Annotated in this window: 16 protein-coding genes; 3 read left to right on the forward strand and 13 right to left on the reverse strand. The window is 33.6% G+C overall.

Annotated elements, in window-relative coordinates:
- Window positions 1-10: 10 nt before the first annotated feature.
- The 3 genes from ABD745_RS12935 to ABD745_RS21575 are packed head-to-tail and all read left to right on the forward strand — an operon-like array spanning window position 11 to window position 1281.
- Window positions 11-901 (forward strand): helix-turn-helix domain-containing protein, encoded by an 891-nt coding sequence (locus ABD745_RS12935; RefSeq protein WP_344830462.1) that lies wholly within the window; start codon window positions 11-13, stop codon window positions 899-901.
- A gap of 7 nt (window positions 902-908) precedes the next feature.
- Window positions 909-1052, forward strand: a complete 144-nt coding sequence (locus ABD745_RS12940; protein WP_344830468.1) for a hypothetical protein — start codon at window positions 909-911, stop codon at window positions 1050-1052.
- A gap of 1 nt (window position 1053) precedes the next feature.
- Window positions 1054-1281 (forward strand): helix-turn-helix domain-containing protein, encoded by a 228-nt coding sequence (locus ABD745_RS21575; RefSeq protein ID WP_425549804.1) that lies wholly within the window; start codon window positions 1054-1056, stop codon window positions 1279-1281.
- A gap of 228 nt (window positions 1282-1509) precedes the next feature.
- Here the strand turns inward: ABD745_RS21575 and ABD745_RS12945 are convergent, their stop codons facing one another.
- The 13 genes from ABD745_RS12945 to ABD745_RS13000 all read right to left on the reverse strand — a co-directional run bounded on the left by ABD745_RS12945 (window position 1510) and on the right by ABD745_RS13000 (window position 19100).
- Window positions 1510-1818, reverse strand: coding sequence for an RHS repeat-associated core domain-containing protein (locus ABD745_RS12945; RefSeq protein WP_344830471.1), 309 nt, complete (start codon window positions 1816-1818; stop codon window positions 1510-1512).
- A gap of 448 nt (window positions 1819-2266) precedes the next feature.
- A complete protein-coding gene (locus tag ABD745_RS12950) occupies window positions 2267-2527 on the reverse strand; it encodes a hypothetical protein (protein WP_344830476.1) in 261 nt (86 codons plus the stop codon).
- Window position 2528: 1 nt separating this feature from the next.
- Entirely contained in the window at window positions 2529-3755 is a 1227-nt protein-coding gene (locus tag ABD745_RS12955; protein ID WP_344830479.1) for an RHS repeat-associated core domain-containing protein, read from the reverse strand.
- Between the two features lie 82 nt (window positions 3756-3837).
- Window positions 3838-4224 carry a hypothetical protein gene (locus ABD745_RS12960; protein ID WP_344830484.1) on the reverse strand — a complete coding sequence of 129 codons (387 nt, stop codon included), beginning with the start codon at window positions 4222-4224 and terminating at the stop codon, window positions 3838-3840.
- A gap of 9 nt (window positions 4225-4233) precedes the next feature.
- Window positions 4234-4497, reverse strand: a complete 264-nt coding sequence (locus ABD745_RS12965) for a hypothetical protein (protein ID WP_344830487.1) — start codon at window positions 4495-4497, stop codon at window positions 4234-4236.
- Window positions 4498-4504: 7 nt separating this feature from the next.
- Window positions 4505-4891: an RHS repeat-associated core domain-containing protein gene (locus ABD745_RS12970; RefSeq protein WP_344830490.1), complete on the reverse strand. Its 387-nt coding sequence runs from the start codon at window positions 4889-4891 to the stop codon at window positions 4505-4507.
- Window positions 4892-5228: 337 nt separating this feature from the next.
- The gene (locus tag ABD745_RS12975; RefSeq protein ID WP_344830493.1) at window positions 5229-5939 is read right to left on the reverse strand and encodes a hypothetical protein; all 711 of its coding nucleotides are present in this window, start codon (window positions 5937-5939) and stop codon (window positions 5229-5231) included.
- A 60-nt stretch (window positions 5940-5999) separates the two neighbouring features.
- Window positions 6000-6233 (reverse strand): hypothetical protein, encoded by a 234-nt coding sequence (locus tag ABD745_RS12980; RefSeq protein WP_344830495.1) that lies wholly within the window; start codon window positions 6231-6233, stop codon window positions 6000-6002.
- Between the two features lie 4 nt (window positions 6234-6237).
- The gene (locus tag ABD745_RS12985) at window positions 6238-7296 is read right to left on the reverse strand and encodes an RHS repeat-associated core domain-containing protein (RefSeq protein ID WP_344830498.1); all 1059 of its coding nucleotides are present in this window, start codon (window positions 7294-7296) and stop codon (window positions 6238-6240) included.
- Between the two features lie 360 nt (window positions 7297-7656).
- On the reverse strand, window positions 7657-7914 hold the full coding sequence (locus ABD745_RS12990) for a DUF7660 family protein (RefSeq protein WP_344830501.1): 258 nt from the start codon (window positions 7912-7914) through the stop codon (window positions 7657-7659).
- Window positions 7915-7946: 32 nt separating this feature from the next.
- Window positions 7947-8318 (reverse strand): polymorphic toxin type 43 domain-containing protein, encoded by a 372-nt coding sequence (locus ABD745_RS21580; protein ID WP_425549796.1) that lies wholly within the window; start codon window positions 8316-8318, stop codon window positions 7947-7949.
- Window positions 8267-8704: a hypothetical protein gene (locus tag ABD745_RS12995; protein WP_344830503.1), complete on the reverse strand. Its 438-nt coding sequence runs from the start codon at window positions 8702-8704 to the stop codon at window positions 8267-8269. Before ABD745_RS12995 ends, ABD745_RS21580 begins: the two co-directional genes overlap by 52 nt.
- A 4-nt stretch (window positions 8705-8708) precedes the next feature.
- Window positions 8709-19100 (reverse strand): polymorphic toxin type 47 domain-containing protein, encoded by a 10392-nt coding sequence (locus ABD745_RS13000; protein WP_344830506.1) that lies wholly within the window; start codon window positions 19098-19100, stop codon window positions 8709-8711.
- Window positions 19101-19111: the final 11 nt, after the last annotated feature.

Here is a 19111-nt window from a genome sequence, read left to right on the forward strand (position 1 = left end):
AGCAAAAACGATGAAACATTTTAAATCATTAAGCGAAATGCATCGGGAAAATGGTTTAGCTGCTCCCGAACATCCGATGCTGAGCCTGCTTCGGATCACCCCCGGTCTGGTTTTAAACTTCGCTGAATTTACCTGTGATTTTTATCTGATCGGATTAAAAAATATTAAGGCGGGCCACTGGCTATACGGGCGCACACAGTTTGACCATGAAAAAGGATCTATGGTATTCTGGAAGCCCCGTCAGGTAATCGAAATCACCAATCTGGAATTGGAGGAAGGAGGTTACATACTTCTGTTTCATGAAGATTTTTTACTGGGTGACGTGCTGCAAAAGGAAATCCAAAAATATTCCTTCTTTGATTATGAAGCAGATGAGGCTTTACACCTTTCGCCAAAGGAAGAAAAAACCGTTGCTCGTTTATTTGATTCCATAGATTCAGAATATGGCAATAACCAGGATGAATTCAGTAAGGATATTATTCTGGTTAATATCACCTCTTTATTGAGATATGCTGAACGTTTTTATAAACGGCAGTTTATCAACCGCAAGGATTTGTCAGGAAAAACAGTGACTGCCTTTAATAAATTGCTTGGTAATTATTTAAAGGATGAAAAAGCTTTTGAACAAGGGCTTCCATCCGTTAGCTATATGGCATCTGAACTACATATGTCTCCCCGTTATCTAAGTAATGCCCTTAAGATCGAGACCGGGAAAACAGCGCAGGAACTGATTCATATTGCGCTCATAACAGTAGCAAAAAATAGGTTAAGGGAATCATCCGAAAATGTATCTGAAATTGCTTATTCACTGGGATTTGAAAATATGTCGTACTTCTCCAAATTATTTAAAAAAGAAGTCGGGCAAACACCAAAGGATTTTAAAAAGAGACTCTTAAATTAATAGGCAAATGGCCAGACAGCTATATCAGGTATATATCTGGTTGAGCCATTTTCATGTTCGTACTGACTTGGAGTTGTTACCTTATTTAGGACACGATTCTTATATTCTATCTTTAAGAAAAGATCAGAAAAAATTACAGTTTAGAGTTTAAGATCCAAGCAGCATCTTTAAGTGAGCAGCGAAGTAATGTATCCTCGGTAGCCGAAGAATTGGGGATCTGTAAAAAAAGTATAATCAATTGGAGAAAATTTCACAAAGAAGGTAAGTTTACAAAAGCTAGAATATCATTATATTCTTTATCTAGCTTAAAATATGATAATCCTTTAGAATTATTATCAAACCACTGTAATCCAGTACATGTCGATGCATCAAACGCCTGAAATCACCTGTAATACATAATGTTTGAGGTTGCCAGATATTATCACTTTTTGCCGATGGATCAACTAGACTTCTAACTGAATTTATTCCGGTACCAATTATATCCCTAAATCCTTGAGCAGTTATAGCATCGTTCATAACATTTTTTGCCGATGTTGTTATGCCAGATATAATACCGGACATTATATTACTTTTGATAGGTCTTGTTACTGTTATTACAACCCCCTCAATTAATGTACCCCTTTAGCCCCGTATATTTTATGAATATTAGGTCCTCCAGGATCACCAATCCTTTCCCCAATCATTCCTGTAGGATCTGAATAATTAACCGGATCATTCCAAGTGTAAGCATAGGGAGACATGGTAATTTCTACTAAAGGATCAACAGACAGCCAAAAACTTCTTTGAGGATCATAATATCTTGCCCCATAATAATACAACCCGGTTTGGGAATCGAATTCTTTACCATTGAATTTGTATGGATTGTCATATGCTCTAGTAAACAATTCCATTAAACGCTCTCCAAAAGGCATATTCATACAAATTAGTAACTTTAGATAAACTAATTACCTAAATGATCGAATGTATCCAGTAGGTTACAGAATCTATTATTTCAGTGAGGAGTATTTAAATAAAAATATGATTATTTTATTAGAAAAAGGATCATATTTCAAATCTAAGTATGAATAAAGAATCATTATATGTTTTAATTTTTATATATTGATGATAATACTTTCTCCTTTACCACAACGCTATACCCACATAAAAACATATTGAATCAGACAGTTAAATTTCATTTATCGATAAATACAAACTCATCATAAAATTCACTAATTCAGTAGATAGAAATAAATTAAATGTTATTCATTATTTTTCAATTATCACTTCGCTACATCATATAGTATAACCCCCCTCGCCAATTGACGAGGGATCTTGTTGTTATCCATATGATATAATCGTGCGAGAGGAGAATCCTTTTACTATCTTTCAACTGGTTATATTATCTAACTTTTCTTTATATTGAGATTCATCAAAAAACTTTTCATCAGGGTTGGTATCAAAACCGACATTTTCATCAGATATTTCTGAAATACCAATAAAATTTTCAAATTGAATGACATAGAATTTTTCTTTATACCAAATATCTAACATTATTGCTCCAGAAGCAAATTGCCGAAATTCGTATTTTATAGATTCCCGATTTAATAAATCTCGTGTATATTCAAAAAGTATTTTAATATTTTTCATATTATTTTTTAAAAAATAAATTTCCTGTTCTTCTATCAAAAATTTTAAACATTCCGTTAGCTTTAATTTCAATTCGATGACTTTTGGTCAGGGCTGTCACATTACCACTACTATGATATGTAACATATTTATTATCCAGTATTCCGAACATTCTATCATTTGCACCTGCATGATTCAATTCAATACCATCTAATGTTTTGTTAATCAACTTTAAAGCACCCTGTGGGGTAGTTGGATTTGGAGCTCGAGACAACTTACTTTTGAACATTGATAAACGTTGACCTCTTGGAAGTTCTGTTCTAATCCCTGCTCCCATTGCTCCCATCATTACTGCTCCACAATTGCACCCTAATTCGGATAATGCCTGACCATTTATATCTCCATAATCAAAATCTCTTGGTCTTTCAGAAGTATCATAGGTTTTACTTCCTATTGTAACTGATTTATCAAATGTAGCATGATGGGCTACATTATTATTTATGTCATCTAAGTTATTAATAGCTTTAATATATGCCCAAGCGGTTGCCCGATCTTTAAAATAAAAATCATCAAAACCTATTTGTACTCTAGCTCCAGTAACAGGATAGTTGAATGTGAAATTTTTACTTAAATCAACTAAACCAAATAATGATATATTAAATCTGGTAGAATTTGTATACACGCTTGAAGCGTTCCAACCTCCACTATTACCTCTATAAGATAAATTTAGCATTCCTGGTTTATTTCTTATACCTCTGATAATTACTTCTTCTATAGTACCCCCATCATATATTTTATTAATATTTGGACCTCCAGGATCACCAATCCGTTCTCCTATCATTCCTGTAGGATCTGTATAATTAACAGGATCATTCCAGGTATAAGCGTAGGGTGACATCGTAATTTCCACAAGTGGATCGATAGACAACCAAAAACTTCTCTGAGGATCGTAATATCTTGCCCCATAGTAATACAATCCTGTTTGGGAATCCAATTCTTTACCATTGAATTTGTATGGATTGTCATATGCTCTAGTAGACAGTTCCATTAAAGGTTCTCCAAAAGGCATATATTCATACCAATTCGTAATTTTAGATGCACTATTGCTAAGAACAGAAGAACTTCCTAAATGATCGGGATGTATCCAATAGGTTTCCGAATCCATTATTTCAGGAAGGATCTGACCATCCATACAATTATCCGGATTATTTTGAGTAATATCATCAAGTACTGTTATCCGTGACCCCACCTTTAAATACAACACCAATTATCATATTAAGATAATTATTTTCGTAAAAATAGCTTACTCTTAAAATGTATACATCAATTACTTAAGTGATATTATAAAAGTAAAAATCTAATACTGAAAAATTATTTAAATCATCCATACAATTAAAATATTTATCATATAATTCTTTATCCATAGATAGATATTCATGCTCAAAAGAATCAACGTTTATGTATTGTATATAATCATACTTATGTAAAATTGTTTTTATTTGAAACAAAAATTTATCCTCTATGAAAAATATTGGATAATTAGCATATATATACCCAACAATTTTATTTTCAATTTCAACCACAGCAATTTTTTCTACTTCAGACTCATAGTTAATATTAAAGAATTTAGTAAGCTCTCCAATAATATCATAAAAGTCACAATACTTCCAATTTACTTCTAAGTTTACTGCTTTTTTAATAAAGGTTGTTATATTCATAAATCAATATTATTTTATCGGAGTTCCTGGTGCTCCGTGTATTACGTTCTTTGCATTTTTATAAACATTTATAAAATTTGTTGGTTGTCCATTACCTAATGTTCCAATATTAGTATTTAATATAGGAACTTTAGCTTTAGTACCTCCATTATATATCCAGAGATTATTTTTTTCAGCATACTGTGCTGCTTTTAGTACAGCTTCATCTGCATTTATTGTTGAATAGAAAATACTCTTTCCACCTATTCCTAAATCAACTTTATGCTTTAACATAGCTTCTTTAGAAACTGTAAAAACTCCATCTGTTAAATTTCCTTGACCAATCACCATAATTATGCTTATACATGCTTACATCATTGCTTCCATAACGCATAGTATTGGCATAACGCTCAGCATTTCTATGCGCTTTTGACCATGTAAGTTTATGCCAGATGCTATCAGGATTAGTTCCACCTGGATCACCAATCCTTCCTGTGGGATCTGTATAATTAACAGGGTCGTTCCAAGTATAAGCATAAGGTGACATGGTGATTTCTACTAAAGGATCAACAGATAACCAGAAACTTCTCTGAGGATCATAATATCTTGCCCCATAATAATACAAGCCTGTTTGAGAATCCAGTTCTTTACCATTGAATTTGTATGGATTGTCATCTCCAAAAGGCATATGCTCGTACTAATTTGTAATTTTAGATGTACTATTGCTAAGAACAGAAGAACTTCCTAGATGATCGGGTGTATCCAGTATGTTTCAGAATCTATTATTTCAGGGAAGAGCATTTAAATAAAAATATGATTATTTTATTAGAAAAAGGATCATATTTCAAATCTAAGTATAAAAAAGAATCATTATCTCTTTTAATTTTTATATATTGATGATAATACTTTATTCTTGACTATATTTTTAACTTTCATCTAGAACCTATATAATAAAAACCCACCTCAATTGCGGTGGTTTTTTGTGGTTATCCACACGATGTAATCGTGCGGGGGAGACCCCCAAGTTACCTACTACCCCATTTAAAAGGAAGATATATAAAAGTATTTTCAAATACTTTTAACCTTAAATTTTCATAATTAGGAAAAATTTCTTTTGTATTTAAATGTAAAAATATTTTTATTAGATCGCCATTGTGATGATAGCCATTAAGAATTATGGTTTCAACATTTTCTATATCAAGAAGTTTAATATATTCTGTAAGTCTTAATTCATATTTTTGAATATCTATAAAATTTAACTCTATTGAAGATAATGACAGTTCGTTATTTACAATAAGCTGAGTCAGATTTTCATTTCTTAATATCATAGTATTGTCCGTGATTTCAGATTCCATGATATCTAAATATATCTTTCTGTTTTCAAGTATTACATCTATTTCATGTACAACAGATTTTGAAGGAACTAAAATACTATTTCTCTTTAATGCTCTTTTCCATTCATCTATTTTTTTTAAGATTCCTTCATCCGAATATGCCCATAAAAAAGAATAGATTTTGTTATCTTCATTAAACTTTTTTTCTAAGTCTATCATCTCTCTTTTGTTATAAAAACACCAAGTACTGGTATATTTTAAAAGTAAATCATCTTCAAATATTTTAGCCAAAAACATGTTATCTATATCCTTGTAGATTCTCATACCTATTAAATTATTTATATTTATTTGTAGAACGAACTTTACCTCTTTTATAAGAAAAATGTTCACCATTTTTTCCATGATAATGAGGTGGTTGATATTGATTAGGAGGGCGATCTGTAAAACTTTTACAAATTACGATCATTCTTGATCTACAAGCAACTGACAATTTACTCCAATTTTTTCAGCTTCTCTCAAAAATTCATTTGCCAAATCTAAATTATTGATTTCAATAATCACTTTTTTATCTTCTAAAAGAGAATCTACATTAATTTTAGCTTCTTTTAAAGATTTTCCAAGTATATCAATTTGAAGTTTTGTTAGAGATACTTTTTCAAGTCCTTCTCTCCAACTATTTAATACTATTTTTATCATATATTTAATCGACTTTAATTATTCTCGGTGATGGAACTTGCCCTTTATATTTCCCTGTGGTTCTTTTTCCTCCTTGAATAACTACTTCTTCTACATTGAATTGCTTTCCTAAATCCTTAGCAATATTCCATAGAGCTTGTCTACCAACCATTCCAGCTGAAGACCCTTGTAAATGTAATTGATTTAAGTGTAGTTTACCATCTTTAACAGAAAAATTTGTTACTCCTTCAACAGTTTCTGTTCCAATTTTTGATGAAAATATCATTACATCATCTTCAATTGTACCTATCTCTACAAGATTAGCGCCACTAACACTAGCCATTTGCCTCCTAGAAAGAGCTTTAAATCCATTCCCCGTTCGTACTGCTCCAGCTTCTCCGGCTTCTCCTTCAGGAAAAAACAACATTCCCAACATTACAATCCCTGTCCCAATATTCTCACCGGCATGATGATAATCGCCATTTCGAAGGCTATTAAAAGTATCAAATGCCATATCCATTCCAGGACCAGCTTCTTCTATTGGATCAAATTTAGAACAATCTCCTGTAATGCATAACGTTTGAGGCTGCCAAACATCACTATTTTTTACTGATGGATCAACAAGACTTCTAACTGAGTTTATTCCTGTACCAATCATATCTCTAATTCCTTTAAAAGTTACGGCATCCTTTAAAGTTGTTTGCATACCAGACATAATACCAGACAGCATATTACGTCTATCAGGAATAGGCTTAATTACAGTTATTACAACCCCTTCAATTAATGTACCGCCTTTAGGTCCGTATATTTTATGAATATTAGGACCTCCCGGATCTCCAATCCTTTCTCCAAGCATACCGGAAGGATCGGCATAATTAACAGGATCATTCCATGTATAAGCATACGGAGACATGGTGATTTCTACCAATGGATCTACTGACAGCCAAAAACTTCTCTGAGGATCATAATATCTGGCGCCATAATAATACAACCCGGTTTGAGAATCCAGTTCTTTACCATTGAATTTGTATGGATTGTCATATTCTCTGTTAGACAGCTCCATTAAAGGTTCCCCAAAAGGCATATACTCATACCAGTTTGTAATTTTAGATCTACTGTTTGTAAGAACAGAAGAACTTCCTAGATGATCGGGTGTATCCAGTATGTTTCAGAATCTATTATTTCAGGGAAGAGCATTTAAATAAAAATATGATCCTTTTTCTAATAAAATAATCATATTTCAAATCTAAGTATAAATAAGAATCATTATCTCTTTTAATTTTTACATATTGATGATAATACTTTCTCCTTTATTCTTGCCTACTCACTTTATTTTAACTTTCATTTCGAACCCATATAACAAAAGCTCTCGCCAATTGGCGAGAGCTTTTGTTATTATCCACACGATGCAATCGTGCGAGAGCGGCGGTTTCTTTTCTATAGATTATTCATACATTTTTGCTGCAATTAAAATATTAGCAAATACCTTCCAATTTATATCTTCAGGTACTGGAATGTTATTATTTATGTAATATCCTTCCATATCTTCCGTCCAGCTCGCTATACCCTCTAGATATTCATTCAGAGTATTATTAGACCATTCTTGCGAATTATTTTTTAAATCTTTAATTAATAATTCGACGAAAATAATAAAATCATCTTTAGTCTTAAGTTCTTCAATAACTTTTTTAAAATCCTGCATATCATTAATTTACCAATTTTCATGTTTAACTGTCAGTCCAGTCTTTTTTTCATAAACTCTTTGAATTGTACTCTATTTTGATCCGTCCAATTATGACCATAATGACCAGAGTGTTCAGTTGTTAATATGTTATTTCCATCCCTCTGAAACATTCCCCCAACATATCTACTCTTTCCGATCTCTCCTGGTGCAATTAAATTAACCAAGCTTTCGTGTGGAGACATAAATCTTGGAGGTTTCACTTTTCCAACTAAAAAAATATTATTTTCAGTATCAAATATAAATTCAATTCCTTCTTGCTTAGGAAAATAATTTTTAAATTGACCGACAGACTTTACTCTATCACTAACTTCTAGTACCCTGCTGGTCCAGATCCTACTCCTAATAATTCTATAACATACCAATTAACAGAGATAAAATAATTATTCTTATCATTCGTTATAAAGTACTCCATTGCATAACATTCTTGAATTAATTTAGAAAGAAGCTTTCCTTCTTTTAAAACAAATATTTGATTTTTATTGTAATAATCTTGTTCAAAAAAAATATACACAGCACCTGAAAGATATTTTTCAGAAAATGTAAACTCATATTCATCAGTTGATAATTTTTCCGAAATATCGCTACCTATTGATAAATGACCTACTACTTTAAAAGGATTAAATTTATTAAATGTATTTTGAATAAATTCATTAGCCATTTTTCCTTCAATGATTGAATATTCTAAAAACAATTTCTTTGCTGCTGCTTCTAATTCTTTAATTCTATATAAAAAATCTGTATTCTCCATTTTCTTATCTTGTTGCTGGTATATTATCTATAAAAATATGCCCTCTTATTCTATTAGCTCCTCTGCCACTTGTTTGGTATCCTATATGGGATTGATGAGGCCCTTCTCCTAATTTCCCACCAGACTTTACATTATTAAATGTAGGTATATCCATATTTACACTAGCTCCTCCTGGTCCCTGATATTCTACAGGTATTGATTTTCCATTCGCATCTTTTGCCCATTTTGTAATTTTAAATAATTCTTTTGGAACGCCTGTTCTTTTAAAAGCTTCTTCTAAAGCCATCAAATGTGTTGCCCCACCTCGCATATCAATATCTTTTATAGGATTAAATTCCCAGTTTTTCCCAGTTAGCCCTTCTCCAGGTCCGCCTCTACTTACTTTATGAATAAGCGCTAATGCTGCTAATCCTTCAATTTCCACTGCATTTATTTTCCCTCTGGACATATGTCTCACAGTAGACTCCATATCACTATCTCCCTCATACATCATGGCTGCACCTTCTTTCCCTGCCATTCCATCGTTCCACATAGATGCGAGACCATTATAAGCTGAGCCAAGAGAGTTCTTTAAAAAAGTATCTCCATTTTCCAGAATATTATTTCCATATTCTTCTCTTTCTAAGTATGGAAGTTTAATATTATGTGCTCCTAACGTCAAAACAGGTTTTCCTCCATATTCACTTTTATTAAGATACCATGGTAACTCTGTTGAATTACTTTGATCAGGTTCACGGCTAGATGTTATTGTTCCAATTACAAGACTGTTTTTAGGTTTATGTCCAAATATCCAATCATATACTTTTTTAAAGATATTAGGTCCACCAGGATCACCAATCCTTTCCCCAATCATTCCAGTTGGATCTGTATAATTAACAGGATCATTCCAAGTATAAGCATAGGGCGACATTGTAATTTCTACCAAAGGATCAACAGACAACCAAAAACTTCTCTGAGGATCATAATATCTTGCACCATAGTAATACAATCCTGTTTGGGAATCCAGTTCTTTACCATTGAATTTGTATGGATTGTCATATGCTCTAGTAGACAGTTCCATTAAAGGTTCTCCAAAAGGCATATATTCATACCAATTGGTAATTTTAGATGCACTATTGCTAAGAACAGAAGAACTTCCTAAATGATCGGGATGTATCCAATAGGTTTCCGAGTCCATTATTTCAGGAAGGATCTGACCATCCATACAATTATCCGGATTATTTTGAGTAATATCATCAAGTACCCCACAAAAACTTCCTCCACCTGAAAGTAAGTCTCCATATATACCTAATAACATTTCATAACAACTTTCTTTACTTGGATCCTGAGAAAGATTCATTAGCAACTGTTCCATTGCGTACTGACAATCGGGCTCGTTGACCAATGTATTCGTAGGCGGTGTGTAAGTACCTTGCGAATCTTCGTTAGGAACCCATACCACAGGAGGATATTGTGCCTGATTTGCGATGTCCATTATCTCGGATTCCAATGCGGGACGCAAATTATAATATGGATAGACTTCCTCTATTTTAAATCTGTGTGTTGGAATCCCACTCACTTTTGTTGCAATTCGCTGATCTCCAATATAGTAATGTTTACTCATTGTTTTTTCACCAAGTACCAGATAACCACTAGGATAATAGGTATAAGCTCCCATCTGTGTTGTATTTTTAGGATCATTCCCATTCACATACATTTTTTTGGAAACTCCATCACTTTTCAAGACACGCTCTCCACCTGCATCATACACATAATGGCTTAATACACCACGCTCTCCAAGAGCTTTCAAATTATTTGTTTCAGACCAAAATAATTGTCTGTACAGATCTAATTTATTTCCATTAACCAAATAAATCAATTGCAGGTTCCCATTTGGATCATAGCCAAACTGTTCGGCATTGTCCGTAGGAAAGTTAGACCCCGTACCACAGTCCATAGGAGCATTGAACTGGTAATTTCTTTTATACTCTATCTTAGAAACAGCATTTGGGTGTACCGGATCTGCATAATAATATTTAGCGTCGTTTCCTTGATTACCCGGATTTTGGCATGTCACACTATTTTGGTAGGATTTTAATCTGTAATTTTTACTGTCAATATTTCCTGCACTATTATAGGTCATATCCAATTCATAACGCTGGGAATACTCTTTCCCTATCGTATTAATTCTTGAATTTTCAAGTCTATTAAAGCTGTCGTACTTATAAGTTTTCTGACTGTATGCGGTAACAGGATCAAGCGGTAAGCTATGCGCCATTGGAGTTGTGCCAACTGTGTTCACCACATTGCCATTTCCATCAAATGTATATTCGTTTTCACGGATTAACGAGCTGGTACTTGTATTGATTAGAGACAAATCTGCAAGTTTTCCCCAGGGACTGTAGTTATAATTGCTTTGGGTCTGGTTTCCTGCCGTAAAAGAAACCATTTGATCTCTATTGTCATACGCAATATCACTTACAATCGGAACTAAAGGCTGATTTGCAGGAGCTTTACTATAGATATTTTTCAATAATCCAGCTTCATTATAGTTGTAAAATACCTCTTCTAAATCCGGATACGTTATCTTATTAATCCTATTATATACATCATAAACAAAAGAAGTTTTAAATTGTTTAGGAGCATTATTAGGAGCTACTATAATTCTTGTATTTTCTTTTACCTGGCCTAACGCTGTATACCTGAATGTTTGCAAGCCTGTTTTATCCAACTGACTCGTAAGTCTACCTGCAGAATAATCTGAAGCTCCACTATCTCCATACGTGTATTTCACAAAATCATTAGGCGCAAAATTAACCATCATAAGCCTATTATAGTCATACGTATACGTAATGGACTGCCCCGCTGCAATAAGCTTTGCATTATTTGAACTAATTATTTTTCCTGTAGCATCGTACTGATAATTCGTTTCCCCTGCATCCGGCTGAATCATTTTAATATTTCTTCCCCAATCATCATACTGATAAGTTGTAATATTATTATTTTGATCCTTAACTTGAGTTACTTGACTAAAAATATCATATTTATTACTTATCCATAAATCCTGAGATCCATCAGTTTGCTTTGCAGATGTTGTTCGACCTCTTTCATCCGTATAAGAAACAGAAGTATTACCTAATGGACTTATAGTTGTGGTCATGAACTGCGTTACTCCATCTCTGTCAGTCCCAAATCCATACTTATTTTCAGTAATGAGATTTTCCACGCCGTTATTTGTCTGAACATTGTATTGTGTAGATAATCTCGGACGATCAAGCTCATCATAAGTGGTCGTTAAAAATATTTGAGCTGTTGCGTCTTCTGTACTGGTATAATTATCATATGTTTTTAAAGCAGAAATTATGTTTGCTGCTCCCGTAATAGTTGTCACATTATCCCTAAGAACCGTTTTAACAGGACGTCCCAAATAATCCTTAATCTGAAAGATATTGTTAGCAAAAGAATATTTATTAAGCAAAGCTTTAAATAATTTTTTGCCAGCCAGCTCTTGTCCCCACAAATTGGTAAATAAACTACTAAAATAATTAAGAGACGGTGTAACACCGTTAACAGTAGGAGCTTTTCTTTCAGTAATAGCTACCGGAACTGCTTCATTTGGATAATAGTAGAATTTAATTGTCCAATCGGTATCCAGAGGAGATCTATATTGTGTTACCCTTCCAAATGAATCATAGGTATAATAAGAGCTTATACCATTTGTATCTGTCATAACAGTTGGTACTCCTAATAAATAATTCGAATCATATTGTGTAGAGCTTATGAGGCCATAAGAATCTACTACTCCTGTCAAATAAGTATTATATATAGTTTCGTAAGTATAGCTTTTTATAAATCTCTGCCCATTATTAGATGCCGGTTCTATTACTTTTTTAAGGTTTCCATACATATCATACTCCATATCGGTCTCTGACGGCTGCCCGTTTATTGTTCTTGATATCTTTGTAATATTACGGTTAGCATTTACTGTTGAAGTTGTCGTTCTTGTAATACCTCCTGCAAGGACATGATGTTCGCTCGGAATACCGACTATATTTTTAGCTCCCGGATCATGATATCCTATTGTTACTACAATATCATCATTAGTATTGGTAAGATTAGTACCTCTATCCGTATATTGGGTCACGTTTCCATATTTATCATACTGATCTACCGTAGATATCAACGTTTTGCTATGGCTAGTGCTTCCAACAAATTCAGTAGTTGTATTTTCTGTTTTATATAATAATGGAATAATTCTCCCTATATCCTTATACTGTGGCTGAACCTGAGCTTCTGATAATTGGTATCCCATATTGGATAGTTGGTCAAAATATCTATAGGTATATTTAGTTTCAGAGCGCTTTCTTCCGTTGCCATCAACAAGATAAGTTGACTTTACCAAACCTTTTTTATAAAAATATTGTCTTACTCTTGTATCATTATAGTTTACATAAAAATCACTGTCATCAAAATTGGTTTCATATTCAGTGACATGAGTTTGATGTTGAGTAAATGGCTGTCCTTCCTGACCTTCATATGTTATCGTTTTAACCACACCAAATCCTAAAAATGCTCTCTCTCTTCTGTCCTGAATACCATTTTCATATTCGAATGTCACCTTAGCCTTATTAATCGACATAGGCGTTCCCGAACCATTTGCAGTAATACTTTGCAGATCTGAAACCGTAACTTTTGTTAATGCCAGTTTCGAAAAAGGCATTTGGTAAGTGCCCCCAATAAGATTTCCGGAATTACCACTGTTATGAATATCATATTCAAGCGAGATATTCCCTTGAAGCGGGTTAGTAATGGTTGCAAGTAAATTTGCTTTTCCTAAATTATTATGATAAACTTTCAAACTGGATTCATCATCAGACATCAACAAATCTGGTAAACCATCTCCATCAAAATCTCTTAAATCTACCGTTTGTTTGCTAACAGATTTATCTTTATTATATCCAAAACTAACACACAGCTTAATTCCAAAACAAGCACATACTGTAAAATTGAAGTTAAAGCCGGATGAGTTTTGTTTATTTTCCAGCTCAAAATCTTCATTCATCACACTATTTTCAAATGAAGTTCCGGTATTGATCAACATATCATAAGTGTTTGCTGATCTTATAATTTTATCTTCCAATCCGTCTCCATTGATATCTAAAAATGCAGTGTTGGTATTCGATATAGATTTAGACAAGCCCACTCCTAAAGCAAAACTTCCATTAGGCCAGCTGATTCCTCCGCCACCGGATAAAGATGACGAGTTATTATTTGCCAGATCAGAAATATTCCAGTCATGAGATTCACTGACAAAAGTATGTCCATTATTAATATATAATGTTCCATCTGATACAAAATCCAGTAAACCATCTCCATTAATATCAAACCAAATCGCTTTACTTTTTGATTTAGCTACACCTAATTGGACATTTAATCCAATACCTACGGCATTGGCAGATGTTGTGGTTTGAGTATTTTTCTCTCCACCCGTTTGGAATCCCCCGTTGGCTGTATTACTAAATTTAGTAGGAACCGGTAATCCCAGACTCAATCCGTAATTCGTAGTTGTATTATACATTTCTCTTTCAAATGTATTGGAAGGACTACCCAACTGCCCTAAAAGATTGGTTTGTTGTATTGAATAACTCGAAACTACATCCGGATAACGGTCCCCATTAAAATCTACGAAATGATCTTTTGTATAATCCCTTGAATTACCGGCATTACCTCCAACAATAAATGCACTGCCATATAAATTAAATCCATTTCCTTTGTAATACTTAATTATCCCTCTTGGGCTTGGTACTGAATATCCGGGATATTGAGATTCACTGTCCGGCTCTGTATAAGTTCCTAAAAGGGCAGGCTGCATATGATACTGATCCAGTTCTGCAGACTCCAAAGGCGATGTATATGTTTCTGCATCTGCTTTTAAATCTATGGGAGTGAAATATCTTGAATTCATCATCTGACTGATATAGTCGAACAGACAATCCTGATAAGCCTGCGTAGTTGGATCTCCGGAACAAGGAAGAGTAGGATTTGATAGGTTCAGATTAAAACCAGCCAAACTCGAGTTAAACTCACTTTCCCTGATAGTCTCACCTTTATATTTGGATCCGTTATAAGAGAAGCCACCCCAGCCTTGGTAGACTAAACCTGTATTGATGTTATAATGGACATTATTTGATCTTGCTGCAAAATAATCCGCTTTATGTCCCGTATCTCCTGCACTTGGCGGGTTAGGTGGCGTTTCAAAATTATAATTGTAAATATTAGGATTTAACTCCGCTAATTTTTTTACAACTTCATAATCTGATGACGTGATCTCGAAATAAAACAAATGTTGCCACAATTGAGAATAAGGGACCCCGGGGATTCCGTTTATACCAAATATATCACAAAAATTAAATTTTGGAATTTCCATAACATTATCTACCACATTGACCGTATTTTTGAGTAAGTATGGGATATTTCCACTGCCATCTTTCATTTTTAAAGAGAAAGTGACCGTAGTGTTATGTAACGTTGGAAGATTGATCGTGAGTGGCTGATAAGGACTACTTGTGAATTTTGGATATAGTAAAAATCTACATTCAGAATATTGGTTATATTGACTGAAATCTTTAGGAAGATTATTGGAAAGTCTTTCGCCATACGGATGGTATTCTACCAGAGCGTTCATCTGCTGAACCTCAGTATCAGTTGTGACCTCCATTTTAGGTTGCCACTTTATCTTTTCCCATGAAACATTGGTATCTGAGGAAACATCAAAAATAAATATAGTAATTGTGGCATCAGAAACTACCTGATTTACCAAAATATTTGAAAGATCCACTCCCGAAATTAAATTGCTTGTTGGAGTTACAGTGTTCAAAGCATCTCCTTTTAATAATTTATGATGATAAATTAAATTTGAAATACTTGGTTGCATACTTCCTGTTGTATCCGATTTAGGAACAACCATTTTATAAATCTTAAAGTCAATATCATCTGTAAAGTCCTGACTGCCTACATTCCCCCAAGAAATATCTACTTTCGCTTTTTCTCCAACAGGATTCCCCTTTCTACTAGACGCTAAATAGGAATCGGGTGAATAAAAGCGATAATAGTAATTTTCATTAGCATCTTTTGCCATGTCAGTTGGACTATTAAGAACATAAGCAATCCCGAGCTCAGATTTAATTTTATCCTTGATTGGATTTTCTTTAGCACTGGCAATCACAAAAATTCTTTGTCCTTTTTGAACTTCAACAGTCTGATGAATTGTAGCTTGCTGCCCCGGAGTTGTTAATGTAACAGGAGAACCTAATACTGTTGAATTTGCCGGTACATAAGATGAATTATCTTCGTTAGCTTTAGTCATAGATCCTAACTCCACCCAAAAGTCCACACCATCTACAGATTGCTGCTCTAATGTTGCATTAGCATCAAATACAATTGTACCTGATACAGGAGCTTCCCACATTCTCACAATGTTGCCTAAAAGTTGTGGTCCTGTTTGTCCCGGCTCAATGACTTGTACTGCAGGAACACCATTTAAAATAACATTCGGAGTTGTTTCCGTAACGTTAGGTTCGTTATCTTTTTGAGCCTGAAACTCAGGCACTCCATTTCTTATTCTGCTATAATATACGTCTCCATAGCTAATTAAGTCGGCAAGACCATCACCATTTACATCTGAAAAATATACCGGTGTGTTGTTATTTGACCAATTAATATTTGCTCCAGCGGCATAGTTTTTATAAACAAATTCTACTCCGGCAGATCCCACATAAGAACTCGTTTTTGAAAGTGGTGTTCCTGTTGGCCAGTCCACCGAACTGGAAACACCTCCAAAACCTGATCCGTAATGTTTTCTAAACCATAAGTTTCCGTTCCCTCCATAAAAAACCTTATCCGGCAATCCGTTTCCGTCAATATCCATCAACTGGCTTTTCCCATAGGTCTTATTCTCGCTGTAAGACATATTGATCCCAACCGTATTTTTTTTATTAAAACCTATAAAAAAGCATCCGGAACCACTTCCTATATTGAGAGAACCTCTAATTTTATTAATATTATCGCTAAAATCTCCACTAATTGCAGAAGCGTTTGCCCCGTTAAAAGGTCCAACATTACCAACATCAATTCCCGCATTGTATGTTTGAGGCTGGTCTTCAAAAATCCTTACTTTATTATAAGAAAATCTATGGGTATTAAACTCATTACCATTTCCATCTTTTTGTGTAATTGCTGTTAAAAGTCTTTTATTGAATTGTCCGAGTGTTGTATTGAAAAGCTGATATTCTCTAATTTTTATATTTGCTCTGTAAACAGCAATTTTATTTAAAATTTTAGCATCCGTAAGTTTAACTCCTAATTTATAACTAAAAGTTCGGTCCGCTCTAACCCCCGGTTCATTTTCAAAAGTAATGACTGTATTATTACCATAAGTAATACTTGACAGGTATTTACCTTTTCCTCCTCCTTCGAAAGAATCTGCATATTGATAAACAATAGTATTATTATAACGGTCTGTTACCTGTGTTAAATACCATCTGATCCTGTTACCTGTAGAATTAGAAGCTGAATTATCGGTCAATACTTCCTTGTATTCTTTCTTTACTCCATCCTTATCTAATATTTCCCAAGTATATGATGACGGTGTATTACCTTTTCTTGTTATATATAAACCTTCTGTAACACCCATTCTAAAATAAAATCTTGTATCTGCAGAACTCCTATTTTCCTGAAATTGAACCTTATTTGGTAAATAATCATCTTTAAATACCAATTGCTCTCCCCCGATAGAATAAATTTCACTTTCTTTCAATGGATCAAAAGCAGGAACTCCCCATCGGGTATCGATTTCTATGGTCTCAACAGGAATGTCCCAACCTGTTCCTGCCCAGCCAGATTTATTATCACTATTATAAGTAACAGCTATACTAGGTTGAAGACCGCTGGTTCCTTTAGGAATTTCAATGGGATACTGAACTACCGCTGATCCTTGCTGATTAGCACTAGGCGGTGAAATCATATTGATTTTAGACGCAGGATTAGCAATAGGAACGTCATTTACGGTTGTAGGCGTGAAGGCGCTGGTTTCGGGACTCTCCGGTTGTTTTATAACCCCGTTTATATAATTAGTTTCATTTCCAAATAATGCTTTGAAAACTACATATTTTTTTTTGGTATTAACACTGTCTATATCAACTGAAATCCAAGCTTTCTTTGTATAATCAAATTTAAAAGTAGAAATATCATTTTCAGTATATCCATTAGGTAGTTCAGTTTCATCGTATGGAAGATGTACTACAGTTTCTTCCATAGCTTTTCCTTTAAACCTAAAACCGTAATAATCTTTACTAACATTAGTGATTGAGCGTTCAACAGGAGGCAAGTCTATATTTCTAAGACCTAATACAACCCCTGTCTCATTTCTATAAACAATATTGTTATTTAGTTCTCTGTAAGAATTGGTTTCTGATGCCTTATCCGTATTATCTTTAGAAAGTACTTCTTGATAAGCACTGTTATCATTTTTTATAAACTTGACACTTACTTCAGGCTCTTTATTTTCTTCTAACGACAAATATTCAAATTCATTTCCATGCACTTCAGCTTTCTGTCCTCCTACTTCGACTGACCCAATTGATGAATTAGCATTAAAAAAACCTCGAATATACAAGACTTTGTCTTTATAAATTTCTGATACTATTTGATATGGTTTTTTATTATCAACTTTATTTTCAGTAATTCGGACATTTTTAATGGTATAATAATCACCTTTATTTAATGCATTAAAAAGAACAAAGTTATCACCTTCTTTTAAAAGTGCAGGATCAATTTTTTCGCTAACTTCTGTCCATCCCGACTTTTTCTCTTTGATGTAGCCGCCAATTGCATAGCTTCCATTAACACTTCTTGTAACTGAATTGATATCAGAATAACCATCAACATCATAAGATAATGTATAAGAACTGTTCTTGTTAATATTCGATAGCTGAACATTAAAAATATTATCTGATGGGTCAGAGTCCCAATATTTGGCATCTCTATTCCCAATCTCACCTATAAACCCAGCATTCACCAAAGCTTTATCATTATAGAATAAAATTGTCGGCTGAGCAGGTAGCATTATATTTTTGATTTTATCATTTGCTATCACTGTAGATGCAGATGCAGAATCTGTTGGTAAAATAAATGTCCCGAATATCGAAGTTCCTCTTTTTTGTGTAGCAGAGTTAGAAATTGGTTTTAAAAAGTCGCAATTGATTTTAAAAGGATTTACATACTGACTTGTAGAAGATACTTTCTTTGCGTCTTTATGGGTAACCTTATAAATAGTCCAGCTACACAAAGAAAGAATAACAGGTATGAAAACCGGCACTAAATCAATATGTTTAATATTGAAGAAAAATCTTTTTCTCATGATAAATTATA

The sequence above is a fragment of the Chryseobacterium ginsenosidimutans genome, from assembly GCF_039536845.1.
GTDB classification, from domain to species: Bacteria; Bacteroidota; Bacteroidia; order Flavobacteriales; family Weeksellaceae; genus Chryseobacterium; species Chryseobacterium ginsenosidimutans_B.

Coding starts and splice junctions, on each gene's coding strand:
- ABD745_RS12935 (WP_344830462.1), top strand. CDS start 11: ATGAAACATTTTAAATCATTAAGCGAAATGCATCGGGAAAATGGTTTA.
- ABD745_RS12940 (WP_344830468.1), top strand. CDS start 909: ATGGCCAGACAGCTATATCAGGTATATATCTGGTTGAGCCATTTTCAT.
- ABD745_RS12945 (WP_344830471.1), bottom strand. CDS start 1,818: ATGAATATGCCTTTTGGAGAGCGTTTAATGGAATTGTTTACTAGAGCA.
- ABD745_RS12950 (WP_344830476.1), bottom strand. CDS start 2,527: ATGAAAAATATTAAAATACTTTTTGAATATACACGAGATTTATTAAAT.
- ABD745_RS12960 (WP_344830484.1), bottom strand. CDS start 4,224: ATGAATATAACAACCTTTATTAAAAAAGCAGTAAACTTAGAAGTAAAT.
- ABD745_RS12965 (WP_344830487.1), bottom strand. CDS start 4,497: ATGTTAAAGCATAAAGTTGATTTAGGAATAGGTGGAAAGAGTATTTTC.
- ABD745_RS12970 (WP_344830490.1), bottom strand. CDS start 4,891: ATGCCTTTTGGAGATGACAATCCATACAAATTCAATGGTAAAGAACTG.
- ABD745_RS12975 (WP_344830493.1), bottom strand. CDS start 5,939: ATGGAAAAAATGGTGAACATTTTTCTTATAAAAGAGGTAAAGTTCGTT.
- ABD745_RS12980 (WP_344830495.1), bottom strand. CDS start 6,233: ATGATAAAAATAGTATTAAATAGTTGGAGAGAAGGACTTGAAAAAGTA.
- ABD745_RS12985 (WP_344830498.1), bottom strand. CDS start 7,296: ATGCCTTTTGGGGAACCTTTAATGGAGCTGTCTAACAGAGAATATGAC.
- ABD745_RS12990 (WP_344830501.1), bottom strand. CDS start 7,914: ATGCAGGATTTTAAAAAAGTTATTGAAGAACTTAAGACTAAAGATGAT.
- ABD745_RS12995 (WP_344830503.1), bottom strand. CDS start 8,704: ATGGAGAATACAGATTTTTTATATAGAATTAAAGAATTAGAAGCAGCA.
- ABD745_RS13000 (WP_344830506.1), bottom strand. CDS start 19,100: ATGAGAAAAAGATTTTTCTTCAATATTAAACATATTGATTTAGTGCCG.